Origin of the sequence: Pseudomonas sp. Irchel s3a12 (genome assembly GCF_900187485.1) — a bacterium.
In the GTDB taxonomy this organism is placed as follows: Bacteria; Pseudomonadota; Gammaproteobacteria; order Pseudomonadales; family Pseudomonadaceae; genus Aquipseudomonas; species Aquipseudomonas neuropathica.
On record NZ_FYDN01000018.1, the window covers coordinates 37,296 to 51,226 of the forward strand.

Annotated in this window: 11 protein-coding genes; 5 read left to right on the forward strand and 6 right to left on the reverse strand. The window is 58.5% G+C overall.

Features of this window, described 5'->3' with window-relative positions:
* Positions 1-584: 584 nt before the first annotated feature.
* The gene (locus CKW14_RS25930) at positions 585-2,504 is read right to left on the reverse strand and encodes a tyrosine-protein phosphatase (RefSeq protein WP_095126408.1); all 1,920 of its coding nucleotides are present in this window, start codon (positions 2,502-2,504) and stop codon (positions 585-587) included.
* Between the two features lie 484 nt (positions 2,505-2,988).
* On the opposite strand from CKW14_RS25930, the gene CKW14_RS25935 reads away from it, so the two are divergent.
* A complete protein-coding gene (locus CKW14_RS25935) occupies positions 2,989-4,572 on the forward strand; it encodes an EAL domain-containing protein (protein ID WP_095126409.1) in 1,584 nt (527 codons plus the stop codon).
* 63 nt (positions 4,573-4,635) lie between these two features.
* Here CKW14_RS25935 and CKW14_RS25940 read toward each other — a convergent pair whose 3' ends face one another.
* Entirely contained in the window at positions 4,636-4,902 is a 267-nt protein-coding gene (locus CKW14_RS25940; protein WP_095126410.1) for a hypothetical protein, read from the reverse strand.
* A 142-nt stretch (positions 4,903-5,044) separates the two neighbouring features.
* On the opposite strand from CKW14_RS25940, the gene CKW14_RS25945 reads away from it, so the two are divergent.
* The gene (locus CKW14_RS25945; protein ID WP_095049923.1) at positions 5,045-5,485 is read left to right on the forward strand and encodes a TspO/MBR family protein; all 441 of its coding nucleotides are present in this window, start codon (positions 5,045-5,047) and stop codon (positions 5,483-5,485) included.
* Entirely contained in the window at positions 5,485-6,486 is a 1,002-nt protein-coding gene (locus tag CKW14_RS25950; RefSeq protein ID WP_095126411.1) for an alpha/beta hydrolase, read from the forward strand. Before CKW14_RS25945 ends, CKW14_RS25950 begins: the two co-directional genes overlap by 1 nt.
* Before the next feature lie 299 nt (positions 6,487-6,785).
* Here CKW14_RS25950 and CKW14_RS25960 read toward each other — a convergent pair whose 3' ends face one another.
* Positions 6,786-7,094 (reverse strand): hypothetical protein, encoded by a 309-nt coding sequence (locus CKW14_RS25960; RefSeq protein WP_095126413.1) that lies wholly within the window; start codon positions 7,092-7,094, stop codon positions 6,786-6,788.
* A 41-nt stretch (positions 7,095-7,135) separates the two neighbouring features.
* Positions 7,136-7,330 (reverse strand): hypothetical protein, encoded by a 195-nt coding sequence (locus CKW14_RS25965; protein ID WP_093433302.1) that lies wholly within the window; start codon positions 7,328-7,330, stop codon positions 7,136-7,138.
* Positions 7,331-7,565: 235 nt separating this feature from the next.
* Here CKW14_RS25965 and CKW14_RS25970 point away from each other — a divergent pair, with 235 nt between their 5' ends.
* Positions 7,566-9,425 (forward strand): ABC transporter ATP-binding protein, encoded by a 1,860-nt coding sequence (locus CKW14_RS25970; protein ID WP_095126457.1) that lies wholly within the window; start codon positions 7,566-7,568, stop codon positions 9,423-9,425.
* Between the two features lie 284 nt (positions 9,426-9,709).
* On the opposite strand, the gene CKW14_RS25975 is transcribed toward CKW14_RS25970, so the two are convergent.
* Complete coding sequence (locus CKW14_RS25975) at positions 9,710-12,793, reverse strand: autotransporter outer membrane beta-barrel domain-containing protein (RefSeq protein ID WP_176471342.1); 3,084 nt, start codon at positions 12,791-12,793, stop codon at positions 9,710-9,712.
* 275 nt (positions 12,794-13,068) lie between these two features.
* Between CKW14_RS25975 and CKW14_RS25980 the strand changes: the two genes are divergently transcribed.
* Positions 13,069-13,254 carry a hypothetical protein gene (locus tag CKW14_RS25980; RefSeq protein ID WP_095049917.1) on the forward strand — a complete coding sequence of 62 codons (186 nt, stop codon included), beginning with the start codon at positions 13,069-13,071 and terminating at the stop codon, positions 13,252-13,254.
* Between the two features lie 175 nt (positions 13,255-13,429).
* Here CKW14_RS25980 and CKW14_RS25985 read toward each other — a convergent pair whose 3' ends face one another.
* Positions 13,430-13,843: a PaaI family thioesterase gene (locus CKW14_RS25985; protein WP_095049916.1), complete on the reverse strand. Its 414-nt coding sequence runs from the start codon at positions 13,841-13,843 to the stop codon at positions 13,430-13,432.
* Positions 13,844-13,931: the final 88 nt, after the last annotated feature.

The window sequence follows — 13,931 nt, forward strand, 5'->3', positions numbered from 1 at the left end:
CGTTTGACCGAGTTGGCCAGTTGATTTTGCGTTAACTGCTTTCCCCTCACCCTAGCCCTCTCCCCAAGGAGAGGGAACCGAGCCGGGGATATTGAAGATCTACACCGACCTGAGAGTCTTGCTTTGAATCCATAATCGCCTCGATCTTTCAGGTCGATGCATGACGCAAGACGCCTCGGTCAGTCCCCTCTCCCACAACTTCATATACAAGCGCAAGGGACACTTGCAGGTTTTGTGGTGGGGCCGCCCCTCATCGGAACGCCGCCCGCCCATCCCTCTCCCGAGCGAGAGGGAGCCGATTGGTGGGCTTTTCAAAATTTGAGCTCGACTCGGTATGCCACGTCGGTGTAGCTCTTCCAATCCACGCGGTCAGTCCCCTCTCCCTTCGGGAGAGGGTTAGGGTGAGGGGCTTTTGATTGGCTGCTATTGGATGGAATCAAATTTGTGGGAGCGAGCTTGCTCGCGAAGGCGCTGGGTCAGTTGATGTTGATGTTGACTGGTCTGGCGCTTTCGCGAGCAGGCTCGCTCCCACATTGGGTTTTGGGGTGTTTTTTATTGGGGTCATCCTTGATCCCGTGTGTCTTTTAGAAGGCGTAGCTGGCCTTGAGGCCGCCGTTGAAGCCGTGGCTGTCGCCACCGCCATTGGCGCCGACTTCTGCGCCGAGGCTGAGGGCGCCGAGGCTGGCCATGAGGTTGACGCCGCCGCTGAACTGGTCGCGATTATCAAACGCGGCGCGTTGTTCGATGTCGAGGCCCAGCAGGTGGCTTTGGCTGTCGACTTGGTTGTCGCCCAGTGTGCGTTCGTAACCCACTTGCACGCTCGGCACCAGTTGCCATGCGCCCATCGCCACCGGGGCGAAGGCGACGTTGAGGTTGGCGACAGCGCTGCGGCGGGTGGAGGTGTTGTCGTCGACGTCGAGTGACAGTTCGCTGCCCTTCTCTTTGAAGCCGTTGAGGTCGAGGTGGCTGATGCGCAAACCGAGACTCGGTTCGAAGGTCATGCCGTTGACCGGGGCGCGGTAACCGAGCGCGACTGTGGCGCCGCTGAGGTTACCGTGGGTATCGCCCTTCGCGGTGCCGAGGCCGCCGCCGAGGTCGCGTTTGCTGTCGTAGTCGATGTAGCCGGCGCTGGCGTTGGCGTCGAGGAACAGGCCTTGTTCAAGGCTGGTGAAACCGTAGCGGGCGCCGATGTTGAGGAAGGTGAAGTCGGTGTCGGCTTCACCACCCGCGCCACCGACCGTGCCTTTGCTGTAGCCGAAGCCGCCGCGTGCACTGAGTTGTTCGCTGAAGCGCTGGGTGATGCCGACCATCAGGCCTTGGCTGTGTTCGTTGCTGCTCTCGGCGTGGGCCGAGCCGTCGGTGCCGAGGTAGCCGGCGAGCGCGGTGGTCCAGAGGCGGTATTGGCCGACCTTGAGATCAGTGCCGCTGGCGAACGGTGCGGCGGCTTGTTCGATCACTGCGTTTTGGCGCAGCAGGTAGCTGGCGGCGTCGGCGTGAACCTGGCCGCCGACCTGGGATTCGACACCGCCGAGGGTGCCGGCATCAATGGCCGATTGCAGGTAGTAGTTGTAGGCGCTGTAGGTGCCGGACAGGTTGGTGTTCTGCAATTGGCGAAGCAGTTCGGCGCCAGCGGCGGCGTTGCCGATCAGCCCGGCCTGACCCGGCAGGCTGTTGTATTCGACCAGTTTGCCGCGCAGGACGTAAATGGTTTCCTGCGACAGATCGAGACCTTGTTTGAGGTAGTTGTCCATGCTGCCGTATTGCGCGGTGACTTCGTCGAGGCCGGCCTGCAGGTAGCTGGCCTGCACGCCGAGCAGCGGCTCGTAGATCGCGGCCATGCTCGGCGGCAGCGCTTTGAGCGTGGCGGCGACGCGGGCGGCGGTGTAGTCGTTGGTCGCGAGGTAGTTGGCCATGATGGTCGCATCGTCGACACCGGCGATGCTCTGCAACACAGCGGCGGTCCAGCCGGTGCGGTCCTTGCCGGCGGTGCAGTGGAACAGTTGCGCGGCATCGACGCTGGCCAGTTCATTGAACAGTACGCCGAACTGGCCACGCATGCCGGCGTCGCTGACGAAGGCGCGGTTGGTTTGCTCCATCATCGCGATGGCGTCGGCGGCGCTTTTGAAGGAGATGTTGGTGATGTTCGCACCGGAGGTGGTGCTGCCGATGATGTCGATGTTCTGGTAGGTCGCTCCGCTCAGCATCGTGTCCGGGGTGGCGGCGATTTCGCTGGGGGTGCGCAGGTCGTAGACGGCTTTGATGCCGAGGCTGTTGAGGGTCGCCAGGTCGGAGGCCGTCGGAGTTACCGCGTTGGCGCGGTAGAACACGCCAGCGCGCATGGTGCCGTCGTGGGCGGTGGAATACGCGGTGGTGGTGCCGGCGACATCGCGGAAATTGTCCATGCCCTGAAGGCGCGGCGTGTCGAGCAGCACGGGCTCGGCAGCATGGGCGGCGGCGATGGACAGGCTCAGTACGGACAGCGAACACAAAAGACGTTGAAACACGGTGCAGCCTCATTTCGGTTAGCGTAGGGCTGCCTACTATCTGCACTGAACTGACACGAAATATGACAAATTCGCGTAGCACGAAAATGCCTGCGCGAATGGGCCGTGGGGTGCGTGAATTGTCCATCGGGTCGGATGGTGGAGTTTGAGCGGCGACACTCTAGGAGCTCGGGATTGCTGGATATCCTGAATTTGACACAAATTTTGTAGGAGTGAGCCTGCTCGCGATAGCGGTGGGTCATTTAGCAATGATGTGGCAGATAGACCGCGATCGCGAGCAGGCTCACTCCTACAGGGTTCTTTGGGCTACTGGAGATCTGTGGTTTGCCACAAACCTGTGGGAGCAAGCCACAGGGATTGAAGGCCGGCATTGGAATAGTTGATCTACAACAATATCCGCCGATCCCGGCGGCGGTATTCTGAACGGGCTGAAAACAGCCGTGCTGTGCGCACGTCACAGGCCTTGTGGCCAAGGTGGCGCTAAATGAACAAAAAACGCATTGTCTGGGGGAGCATTCTCCTGGGCCTTCCGTGTGTCTTGCTTCCGGTACTTTTGATGGGTTATGTCGCCTGGATGTTGAATCTGGTGGCTGCGCAGCAACGTCTGGAAACCCTCGCGGCGGTGGCCTCCAGCCGCGCCAATGGCACCTTCAGCGAAGCGGCCGGTGCGCTGAAGAGCGTCGCCGGCTCGAACCTCGCCCCCTGCACGCCCGAGAGCATCGACGAGATGCGACTGCTGACCATCAACACCCTGTCAGTGAAGTCGATCGGTTACGTCGAAGAAGAGATTTACGCCTGCGGTTCGTGGGGTACGGTCGGCCAGCATGCGGCGCCGTGGCAGGAAGACTTCATCACCTCCGACGGCGTGCGCGTATCCCTCGGTGTGCAGTCGCGCATCGTCGCGGCCAAGCCGATGATGGCGCTGCAATACGCCGCGTTCAATGTGCTGGTCGATCCCCAGCAGTTCCTGCATGTAACGCTCGATGAGGATCTGCATCTGGCCGTCGGCACCGCTGCCGGGCAACTGGTCAGCGCCTCGCGCCCCGGCGCGGAACACTTTCTCGCTCGGGTGCATTCGGGTCCGCACTCGGGGCTCGACGACGGCTACCTCTACACCCTCGTGCACAGCGGCGACTGGGTCGCCATCGCCGCGCTGTCACGCCATGAGTTGATGCAGGGCTTGGTTCGCCGGGAAATGCTGATGCTGCCCATCGGCGGTTTACTCGCCGGCCTGCTGGTGTTGCTGATCGTGCGCCGCACTCGCCAACGCCTGTCGCCGCTGGCCGAATTGCAACTGGCGGTGCGTAATCGCGAGTTCGTCGTTCACTATCAACCGATTATTCGCTTGGACGACGGCGCCTGCGTTGGCGCTGAGGCACTGGTGCGTTGGCAGCACCCGGACGGTACTCGGGTCTGCCCCGATGCGTTTATCCCACTGGCCGAGCACAGCGGTTTGATTCTGCCGATCACCGATCAAGTGATTGACCACGTGATGGACGACCTCGGTCCGCTGCTGGTCAAGGAACGCAGTCTGCACGTGGCAATCAACCTGGCGGCGAAAGACGTCAGCAGCGGCCGCTTCCTGCCGAAACTGGAGGCCGCGCTGGACCGGGCCAACGTGCAGCAGCATCAGATTTGGCTGGAGGCAACAGAGCGCGGTTTTGTAGAGATCGACGCCGCTCGGGCCACGGTCAACCATGCCCGCGAGCTGGGTTATCTAGCGGCCATCGACGATTTCGGCACCGGGTTTTCCAGCCTGCAGCATTTGCAGCAACTGCCGCTGGATGTGCTGAAGATCGACAAGTCGTTCGTCGACAATATCGATCAGGATGCCGCGACCGGCACCGTGACCGGCCACATCATCGAAATGGCCAAGAGTTTACGTTTGCAGATCGTTGCTGAAGGTATCGAGACCGAAGCGCAGCGCGATTACTTGCGCCGTCAGGGTGTGCAGTTTGGGCAGGGTTGGCTTTTTGCCAAGGCGATGCCGGCGGAGGAGTTTTTACGGTTCTATCGAGAGTGCGCGCAAGTGGAGCACGATGCGCAGGAAGCAGCGATGCCGGTTTAAGCGCGCATAAACACGCGGGCAAACCCATCTTCGGTCGCGCGATGGGTTTGCCGTCAGCCTGCTTCAATTGGTCTGGCTGAAAACCTCAATCTCCGTAATCCCTACTCGCTCGGCGTGTTCAAGAATCTGCTCGGGCGTTGAATCCGCTGTAGGCATGATCAAGCCGTTTTCCGCATCGCCCAGATGCAATTCCAGCAGATGCATCGCAGCCTCATGCTCGGCCAACTGCTGCTCCTTGAGTTCAAGCAGAAAAGTCCGAGGCTCGCCGTTGAATAGATATTTGATGTGATAGGTGTACATGATGTCATCCACGTCAGTAGGAAGAGGCACTGATTATCCTGACGCGATGGTCAGTTTTTAGTTCAAATTGAATCGCCTCTCTGGCCAATCTGGATTTCATGGCAAACTTTTTCCTTGCCGAGGCGTCCCTTTCTTAAACCCCTTACCGGCTGATTTCAGCCAAGGACTGGCGATGACCTTTTTCATTTTTCTTCTGGCCTGCGCTGCGGCGGCAGCCACCGGCGTGATGTTCAAACCAGGGCCGTGGTACGAAGGGCTGAACAAACCCGGTTTCACTCCGCCCAATTGGGCGTTCCCGGTGGCCTGGACGATTATCTATCTGCTGCTGGCCTGGGCCGGTTACCGCTTGAGCCTGATCCCCGGCAGCCAGACCGTGCTTGCGTTGTGGGCGGCGCAGATTGCGCTGAACACGCTGTGGACGCCGGTGTTCTTCGGTGCGCATCAGGTGTTGGCAGCGATGGTGATTCTCACCGTGTTGTGGCTGGTGGTCGCGGCGATGGTGGTGCTGGCGATACAACTGGACCTGATCACTGGCTTGATCCTGTTTCCTTATCTGGCGTGGCTGTGTGTGGCGGCGGCGTTGAATTTTTCCATCCTGATCAAGAACCGCTGATGAGCAGTGCCAATCGGGGCAGTGCAACGCCATGGCCGCAGGGCGAGCGCGAGTTGGCGCAGGTGCGCGCCTTCAACAGGAAGCTGGCCTGGCTGCCGCGGTTCAAGATCCGCAACCGCCTGACGCCACGCTTGATTCAAGCGCTGTTGCGCGTCAGCCAGATCGGCGGCTCCGGCGTGTTGCGCAAATTTGGCCTGACAGCTGAGCGCCGACTGATCGATAAAGTGCCCGTGCGGATCATCCGCCCCAAGGGCCCGGCGAAAGGCGTGGTACTGGATTTTCACGGTGGCGGCTGGGTAATCGGCAACGCGCAAATGGACGACAACTTCAACGCGGCCATCGTCGACAGCTGCCAGGTCACCGTGGTCTCGGTGGATTATCGACTGGCGGTGTCCACGCCCATCGAAGGACTGCTGGAAGATTGCCTCAACGCCACTCGCTGGTTATTGCACGAGGAGGAGTTTGCCGGGCTGCCCGTCGTGGTGGTCGGTGAATCGGCGGGCGGTCATCTGGCGGCGGCGACCCTGTTGGCGCTGAAACAATGGCCCGATCTGCTGCAAAGAATTAGCGGCGCACTGCTGTACTACGGCGTCTACGACCTGACCGGCACGCCAAGTGTGCGCAGCGCGCCTGCCGACACGCTGGTGCTGGACGGCCCCGGCATGGTCGAGGCGTTGCGCCTGCTTACGCCTGAGCTGACTGACGAGCAGCGCCGTCAGCCACCGCTCTCTCCGCTGTACGGCGACTTCGCCGGTTTCCCGCCCGCGCTGCTGTTTGCCGGCGAACTCGATCCACTGCGCGACGACACCCTCGACATCGCCAGGCGCTGGGCGCAATCGGCGCCGGTCGAAATGTATATGTTGCCCGACTCGCCGCATGGCTTTATCCACTTTCCCACGGCCATCGCTCAAGGTGCGCTGGCGTACAGTCGCAAGTGGATTTCGGCGCGGGTAGAGGCAGTTGGTTCGCAACAAATGCGAGAAGCTTCCGCGCCTCGTTGAAAGGGGAACTTCGCGCGATATTTTTTGCTGCTCAAGCAAAGACAGCCAGGATTAAAAGTCCTGCCGCTATCGCAAGCCCACCGACAACTTTCCCTGCGCCTGCCCACTGATAATAACGGCGATTATCCCTCTGCTCCTTGGTTAGCAACTGTGCAGACTTCAATTGCGCTCGTTCGGCGTTTACGGACCTGGAATACCCGAACATATCGGATGCATACAAAATCAGCCCCACGCCTATCACCAACAGTGCGGCCCCCAAACTCACCATATCGACCACCTCTATCAAAACGAGCCAACAATTAACGGAACTTCCCACTCCAGCGCTTGAACGCCCGCCGCCCGCGCAAAACACCCCAGCACAACCACAGCCCCGCGCCAGTCGAGGCAATGAAAACGGCAATGGTCATCAGCAGATAAAAACCGAAGCGCCACGGCTGTTGATCGAAGACCAAGTGCTCGCGGACTTTGGAAACGCCCCGCCCCGTCGTGACGTCGAACTGCCCAAGGGTGCCGGCGTTGTGCAACTGTTCAGCGCAGGCCAACGTCACAATCAGACAAAACAGCGCACCGATGCAACAGTAAATGCGAATTCGATAATTCGGGATCACGTACGTTTTTCCTCTCCGTGGAAGGCTGACGATCACCACGCTCAGGCGATATAGAAGAAGTACAGCGCCAAGCCAAGCAACTGCATGAGCAGCAGAATGGAAAGCAAATGATTACAGCCCTTCCAGACGTTGCTCACCGGTTTGTTTCTGGCGACTCGGTAACGCAGGTAACTGTCGAGCGAAAGCGACGCCGTGGGGATCAACACGAACAAAAACGTCAAAAAGAAATTAAACATTTACTTTGTCCATCGACTCCCAACATGAAACCGGATTTGTTCGCTGCATCGCGCGCTGCTCAAGTCGTCTGAGCAAACAGCTTAGCTGATCGGCATGCCCCCGGAATCCGTGGGGTTCTCCGCCGCAGTGATCCCGGGCAACGACACTCGATGGGGACAAGTCGGTGACATGCAAACCCGCAACACCGCGATTCAATGGCAGAATCCCCTGACCCTGATGATTTCGGAGACCACAATGCTGCGCGTGTTTGAACAACGGCTCGACCCATTTCCTCCCGACGAAGCACCGCCTCCGCCCGTCGGCCTGATGCGGTTCCTGTGGGCCTGCACGCGCGGTGCACGCGGTTATATCCTCGCGCTGGCGCTGCTCAGTGCCGGCGTGTCGATCTACGAAGCCTGGCTGTTTTCCTTTCTCGGCCAGGTCGTCGATCTGCTCTCGACGTGGCAGGCCGGCGGTGGAGTCAACGCGCAGGAAAGTCGTGTGCTGTGGGGCATCGGCATCGTGTTGTTCATCAGCATCGGGCTGGTGGCGCTGCGCACCATGGTTCAGCACCAGATCCTGGCAATCAATTTGCCGTTGCGGCTGCGCTGGGACTTCCATCGGCTGATGCTGCGGCAAAGCCTTTCGTTCTTTTCCGATGAGTTCTCCGGACGGGTCACGACCAAGGTCATGCAGACCGCACTGGCCGTGCGCGAAGTGTTGTTCACCCTCATCGAAATCGCACCGGGCATCGGCGTTTACTTCATTGCGATCATCGCCCTGGCCGGCGGCTTTGCCCTGAAACTGATGCTGCCGTTCATTATCTGGGTCGCGTTGTTCGGGTTGGCCATGGTGTACTTTGTGCCGCGTCTGGGCCAGGTCGGTCAGGAGCAGGCTGATGCGCGATCGTCGATGACCGGGCGCATTGCCGACGCCTACACCAACATCACCACGGTAAAACTGTTCTCGCACTCCAAGCGTGAAGCGCACTTCGCACGCGCGGCGATGGAGGATTTCAAACTCACCGGGTTCCGCCAGATGCGTCTGGTCAGCCAGTTCGAGATCGTCAATCAGACGCTGGTGGTCGGGCTGATTATCGGTGCCGGCGGCTATGCCCTGTGGCTGTGGCATCTGGGTCAGGTCGGCACCGGCGCGGTGGCGGCGATTACCGCCATGGCGCTGCGCATCAACGGCATGTCGCACTGGATCATGTGGCAGATGACGTCGCTGTTCGAAAACATCGGCACCGTGCAGGACGGTATGGCCACCCTCACCCGTGGCCCCAAAGTGCAGGACGCACCGAACGCCGGCGTGCTGGTGCCGGCGGGCGGCGCGGTGACGTTCGACAAGGTGAACTTCAACTACAACGGCGAACGTCAGGTCCTCGACAACTTGAGCCTGAGCATCCGCGCTGGCGAGAAAATCGGCCTGGTCGGCCGCTCCGGTGCGGGCAAATCGACGCTGATCAATCTGCTGCTGCGCTTTTATGATGTCGACAGCGGTGAAATCCGCATCGACGGCCAAAACATCGCGCACGTGACGCAAGACAGTCTGCGCAGCGCCATCGGCATGGTCACCCAAGACACGTCGCTGCTGCACCGGTCGATTCGCGACAACATCGCCTACGGCCGCCCGGACGCCACCGACGAAGATATCCGCCGCGCCGCCGCGAACGCGCAGGCCGACGGCTTCATCAGCCAACTGAGCGACAAGCAGGGCCACAGCGGCTACGACACGCTGGTCGGCGAGCGCGGCATCAAACTCTCCGGCGGCCAGCGCCAACGCATCGCCATCGCCCGAGTGATGCTGAAGAACGCGCCGATCCTGCTGCTCGACGAAGCCACCAGCGCGCTGGACTCGGAAGTCGAAGTCGCCATCCAGGAAAGCCTCGATGAAATGATGCAGGGCAAAACCGTGATCGCGATTGCCCATCGGCTGTCGACGATTGCGGCGATGGATCGACTGATTGTCATGGATGAGGGGCGGATTATCGAGCAAGGGACGCACACTGAGTTGCTGAGCAGAAACGGTATTTATGCGCGGCTCTGGCAGCATCAGAGTGGTGGGTTTCTGGGTGAGGATCAGGGCGTGGCGACGGCGATGGATCAGGCTTGAGGGTGTGGGGCTGAGTGGGGAGCAGTCGCTTGTGAGCGACTGCTATCGGCCATTATCGGAAAGTGGTCTAAACGTCCAATGGCCAACAAAAACGTCAATTGCATATTAGTCATTTGCCCCAATTGCCTCAGGTGCGCTTACTTTCCTGGGAAGGAATCGTTTCTTGTTTGAAATAACGAAATGAACCTGCCGATTGTCATCAACAAAAATACAAACGAACAAGACCCGAATTCAAAGATCCGGGTCCTGTTCGCTTTATCTGAAACTGCCTTCAGGAGAGGCTTTTACCAAGCGTAGCGGTAGCCGAGGTTCACCGAATAAGGCTGTTCGATACCATCGCCTGTGGTGTACTCCGCGTCGATGAAGAACTTGTGCTTCTCGGCGGTTTGCAGGATTGCCCCGCCACCGATTTCCGCCCGCGAACCTGGCAATTTGCTGTCCAGACTTACATCGTTGACGCTCACGTGGCTGTCACCGGCATGCTCGGTAATCCACGATGCTTTGGCGTATGGCTGCACAGTCATACCGTTATCCAGCTTCATGTTACGACCGAACAGGCTGCCAACTCGGCTCTGAACAGAAGTAACGGCATCCTGTTCGACTTTCAAGCCATTGCTTGCGGTGTAATCGCCACTGCCCACACGGAACGCTTGCAGTTCCAGTTGTGGCTCAACGAACCAGCCTTGTCCAAGATCGATTTGCTTGCCAACTTCTACACTCGCCGCTACTGCGTGATTCTTGTATTTACCGTCGACCTTCTGGCCCATATTGCTGGTGATATCGACCTTGTTGTCCAAGTGGGTGTATTTCAGCACGCTGTCAACGTACACGCCGTTTTGGTCGATGTAGGTTGCATAGGTGCCGAGCATGGCGCTGTCGATGTGGCCTTTGCTGCCTTCGCCGAAGTTCTGACGAGCCTCACCTTGTCCGGCCATACCGCCGAGGTACAGCTTGCCGTTGTAGAAAGGAATGGCCTTGTCGGCGCCGATCTCGAAACCGTTGACCTGCTGCTCAAAGGCACGGCTGGAACCTGTATCGATGCGCTGCTCCTTACCGAAGCCACGTGTCCACAGACCGCCCTCATCATTACCCATACGCAACTCGCCCAGTCGTTTGGTCAAGGCGTTCATCTGCGCACCGATGAGTCCCGTGGCCGCCGCCTGTTGAGCGATGGCAGCGTTCGCGCCCTTACTCAGGTTCTCTGGTTGAGGATTGCTGATAATGGGATCAATGGGCGCAACGATGTCTCCGGCACCGCCAGCGGTATCACCCACTGGCTCCTCACCACCGCCCGCATCCTGTGCAGTACCAGCCAGGTACCAGTCATCGCCACGCTGTTCGAGGCCATAACGGAAGGCACCCACGTCGACTTTGCCGCCGTACAAATCGAACTTGCCCGCGCCGCCGTTGGTATCCACCAGCATCAGTGCACCACCTTGGGCCTGGTGGCCGGAATCGGCAACGATCAGCGTGTGCTCCCCGTCAACTTGTCCTTCAACCTTGAGCAAGTCGCCTTGCAGCGTTGCCAGGTCAGTGTTGAGCAAGAAGCTGCCATTGCCGCTCAAATTGCCCACCGTCAGCGTTTTGAACAAGCCGTTGGCGTGGTCGAAATTGACACGGCCGTCGTTCAACGAAAGAGCACCCAACGAAGAGTCGCCAGTCATTGTCCAGGCGCTTCCACTGTTTACACCCAGTTTATCCAGCCATTGCGCTGCACCTTGCCAGGTCGAACCATTTTCAAGGTTGATGCTGCTGTCTAGCGTGTGATCATGATCGATCGACACGTCGCCTTTCAGTCGCGACCCATTGGTGGCGGCCAGTGTCATACGTTCGATTTTCTTGCCGCTAGTCTCCACGCTACGGGAGCCCATCAAGATGTTGCCTTCAATTGTTGAACCGTCAGCGGTCACATCAACACCGGCGAGAACCCCTCCTTTGATGGCATAGTCATTGGAGCTGACCAGGCTGTTTTTGAGATGAACGCTATGCTGGCCCGATGTCAGAGCGGCGATCCCGACAGCGGTCGTGCCATTGACCACAACACGTGAGTCTTCGAGGCTCAACGATGAACTGACGTCCGTGCCTACATAGACACCGTAGCTGCCATTACCATTGAGAGCGATATCGACATTCTTACCGATGACAGTACCCCCAGATGCAGAGTAGAGACCGATGCCGCCGTGCTCACCGTGGATGCGGACATTATCGAACGTTGCTTTCCCGCCATCGATTTTGCTGCTCCAGAGGCCGTGTTCCCCTAAATCCACTTCACTGTTAGTCAAGTTGAGGGTTGAGCCTGCAGATGCCCGGAGCATAGGCCCTGATCCGTCGCTGGTGATCTTCACATTGTTCGCATTGACCACACCTCCCTGTTTGGCCGAGATGGCAGTGGCCGTTGAGTGCAGGTTTGACGACTCAACATTCACCGTCCCTCCAACATCAGCAAATACGGCTTCGGCGTTAGAGTTGATGTCCATGTTCTTGACATCAACGGTCGCCCCTTGGGATGCCTGAGCACCATAGGCGTACCCTGATCCGGTGGTGGTTATGCTGCCGCCGTCCAGACTTATGTAAGCCCCCTCTCCTGAGGCCAGCGCTCCACGACTGTTGCCCCCTGAAGTACTGATCGCAATATCGTCCGCCACCACCGTCCCGCCTGCGGTGGCGTATATTCCATAGCCCCTGCTATTGGTGGTTTCAATGGAGCCTCCGCGAACGTTGACGTTGCTGGTCCCCGTTGTTGCAATTCCATACCCGTTGGCTCCGAGGGTAACGATATCGAGATTGCTGACATCAGCCGTCGCATTCGTCACGAGCAGGCCCGAACCTGTGCTATTGATCTGCACATTGTTACCACTTAGCTGGCTTGCTTCTTTGATATCCAACGCGACGCTGTTGCCCAGCGTAGCGACCTCGGTGTTTTGAAGGTTTACCTTAGAGCCACCAGACGCCACCAACCCAGGCGTATTGGCCATGAGGGAATTCACGGTCATGCCGATCAAGTTCAGCGTGGAGTTGGTTTCTACCAGCACAGCGCCCAAGCCAGTGCCTGAAGTGCTGAGAATACCGTTGCTCCAAGTCGCATCACCGACATTCATAACCCGCAATGCAGGGTTGTTGTCACCTGATGTCACCATTTTCCCGGTACCGTTATAGATCGTACCGTCGACGAGCACACCAGTGACGTGCCCCATGCTGGAAAAGGCCAACAACAAGCTGGCAGACAACGTGCTCAAGGGAAAAGCCGGGGCTCTTGAAGATAAGCGCGCAACGCTGTTTCGCGATTTTAGTTCGCCAGACGCCGACTCCGACGGCACCGTAAAATAGGTGCACGTGCGATTCCATATAGTTCGGTAGATGCTGTTCATAAATCTCTCATTCATTGATTTTTTTCAGGACAGGCTTAAACAAGCCGGCGCTCGAAAGTCACTGGGGAGAAATTTGAACAGGAAATTTAGCGGCAAAAATTCAGGCTTTTCCGACGGAAATGTAGGACTTTTCCTACGAGTGAGCTGATCTTTTTGGCACTCAGCAACTCGTATCACCGTCTACTTCCAGATGAACCTAGCGGAATCGAGTGGTCAGTATTGGTCGGGAGTGGACGTTCTGACGTTTCATGGAAAACGGCAAGGAGAAACGGTCAATGGACTTCATTATCGATTTGATAGCTCATCGAATTGGCGTGTTTGTGTTGGGCTTACTGAGTGGCGGCCGTTTCAAGGGTGAGAGTGGTTTTGCCTGGGGCTGGGCAGTTGTCGTCGGTGGACTGATTCTGCTATCTCCATTCGCAGCGCTAATAGCTGTGCTCATCTATACCAGTGGCCAATGAATTGATGTCTGTAATGGGTCAGAAGCTGCGTTTCTCGAACGGTAGCTTCTGGCCGACAGCAGTCATTCGTGTGCGGATATCGCCCAGAAGCAATTATCCAAGACGTGGAAACATTTACCCGCTATTCGTCAAAACGCACTCCATCGATGACCTACCTTTTGATGGACACACATTTTCAACCCATTGGCACCGCAAACACCGCACTGGCCCGCGCCACCGTGCGCTCCCCAACATGCAAACTGACAGCAGCAAACGCCAACTGCCGGCCTTTTTTCGAGTACTCCAAACGCACTTCCAGCCACTCGTTCATCTGCACCGCGCCGAGATAATCCAGGGTCATGCTCGCCGTGATCAATGGCTGTGGAGGGTCGCTGGAAAACGCCATGGCGTAACCCATCCCGACATCGGCCAACGTCGCCAATACCCCGCCATGCAAGGTGCCACGGCCATTCGCATGGCGTGAGTCGGTCAATAAACCCAGTTCCAGTTGCAGCCCGCTGCCCCTCGCGTAGATCGGGCCCAGCAAATCAAGCAACGGGCTGCTGCGGGTAAACGCGGTGAAACCTTCGGGAATTGCGATGGCGTCCATGGTCCCTCCTGGTGCCGGTGACTCACCGGCTTCATTGACCTTAATGGGAGGGTTTATTGGCAATCGTCTGATGGAGCAAGAACTATAC

Bases quoted from the DNA above. Each gene is read 5' to 3' on its own strand.
- CKW14_RS25935 (WP_095126409.1), top strand. From the start codon at position 2,989: ATGAACAAAAAACGCATTGTCTGGGGGAGCATTCTCCTGGGCCTTCCG.
- CKW14_RS25945 (WP_095049923.1), top strand. From the start codon at position 5,045: ATGACCTTTTTCATTTTTCTTCTGGCCTGCGCTGCGGCGGCAGCCACC.
- CKW14_RS25950 (WP_095126411.1), top strand. From the start codon at position 5,485: ATGAGCAGTGCCAATCGGGGCAGTGCAACGCCATGGCCGCAGGGCGAG.
- CKW14_RS25965 (WP_093433302.1), bottom strand. From the start codon at position 7,330: ATGTTTAATTTCTTTTTGACGTTTTTGTTCGTGTTGATCCCCACGGCG.
- CKW14_RS25970 (WP_095126457.1), top strand. From the start codon at position 7,566: ATGCTGCGCGTGTTTGAACAACGGCTCGACCCATTTCCTCCCGACGAA.
- CKW14_RS25975 (WP_176471342.1), bottom strand. From the start codon at position 12,793: ATGAACAGCATCTACCGAACTATATGGAATCGCACGTGCACCTATTTT.
- CKW14_RS25980 (WP_095049917.1), top strand. From the start codon at position 13,069: ATGGACTTCATTATCGATTTGATAGCTCATCGAATTGGCGTGTTTGTG.
- CKW14_RS25985 (WP_095049916.1), bottom strand. From the start codon at position 13,843: ATGGACGCCATCGCAATTCCCGAAGGTTTCACCGCGTTTACCCGCAGC.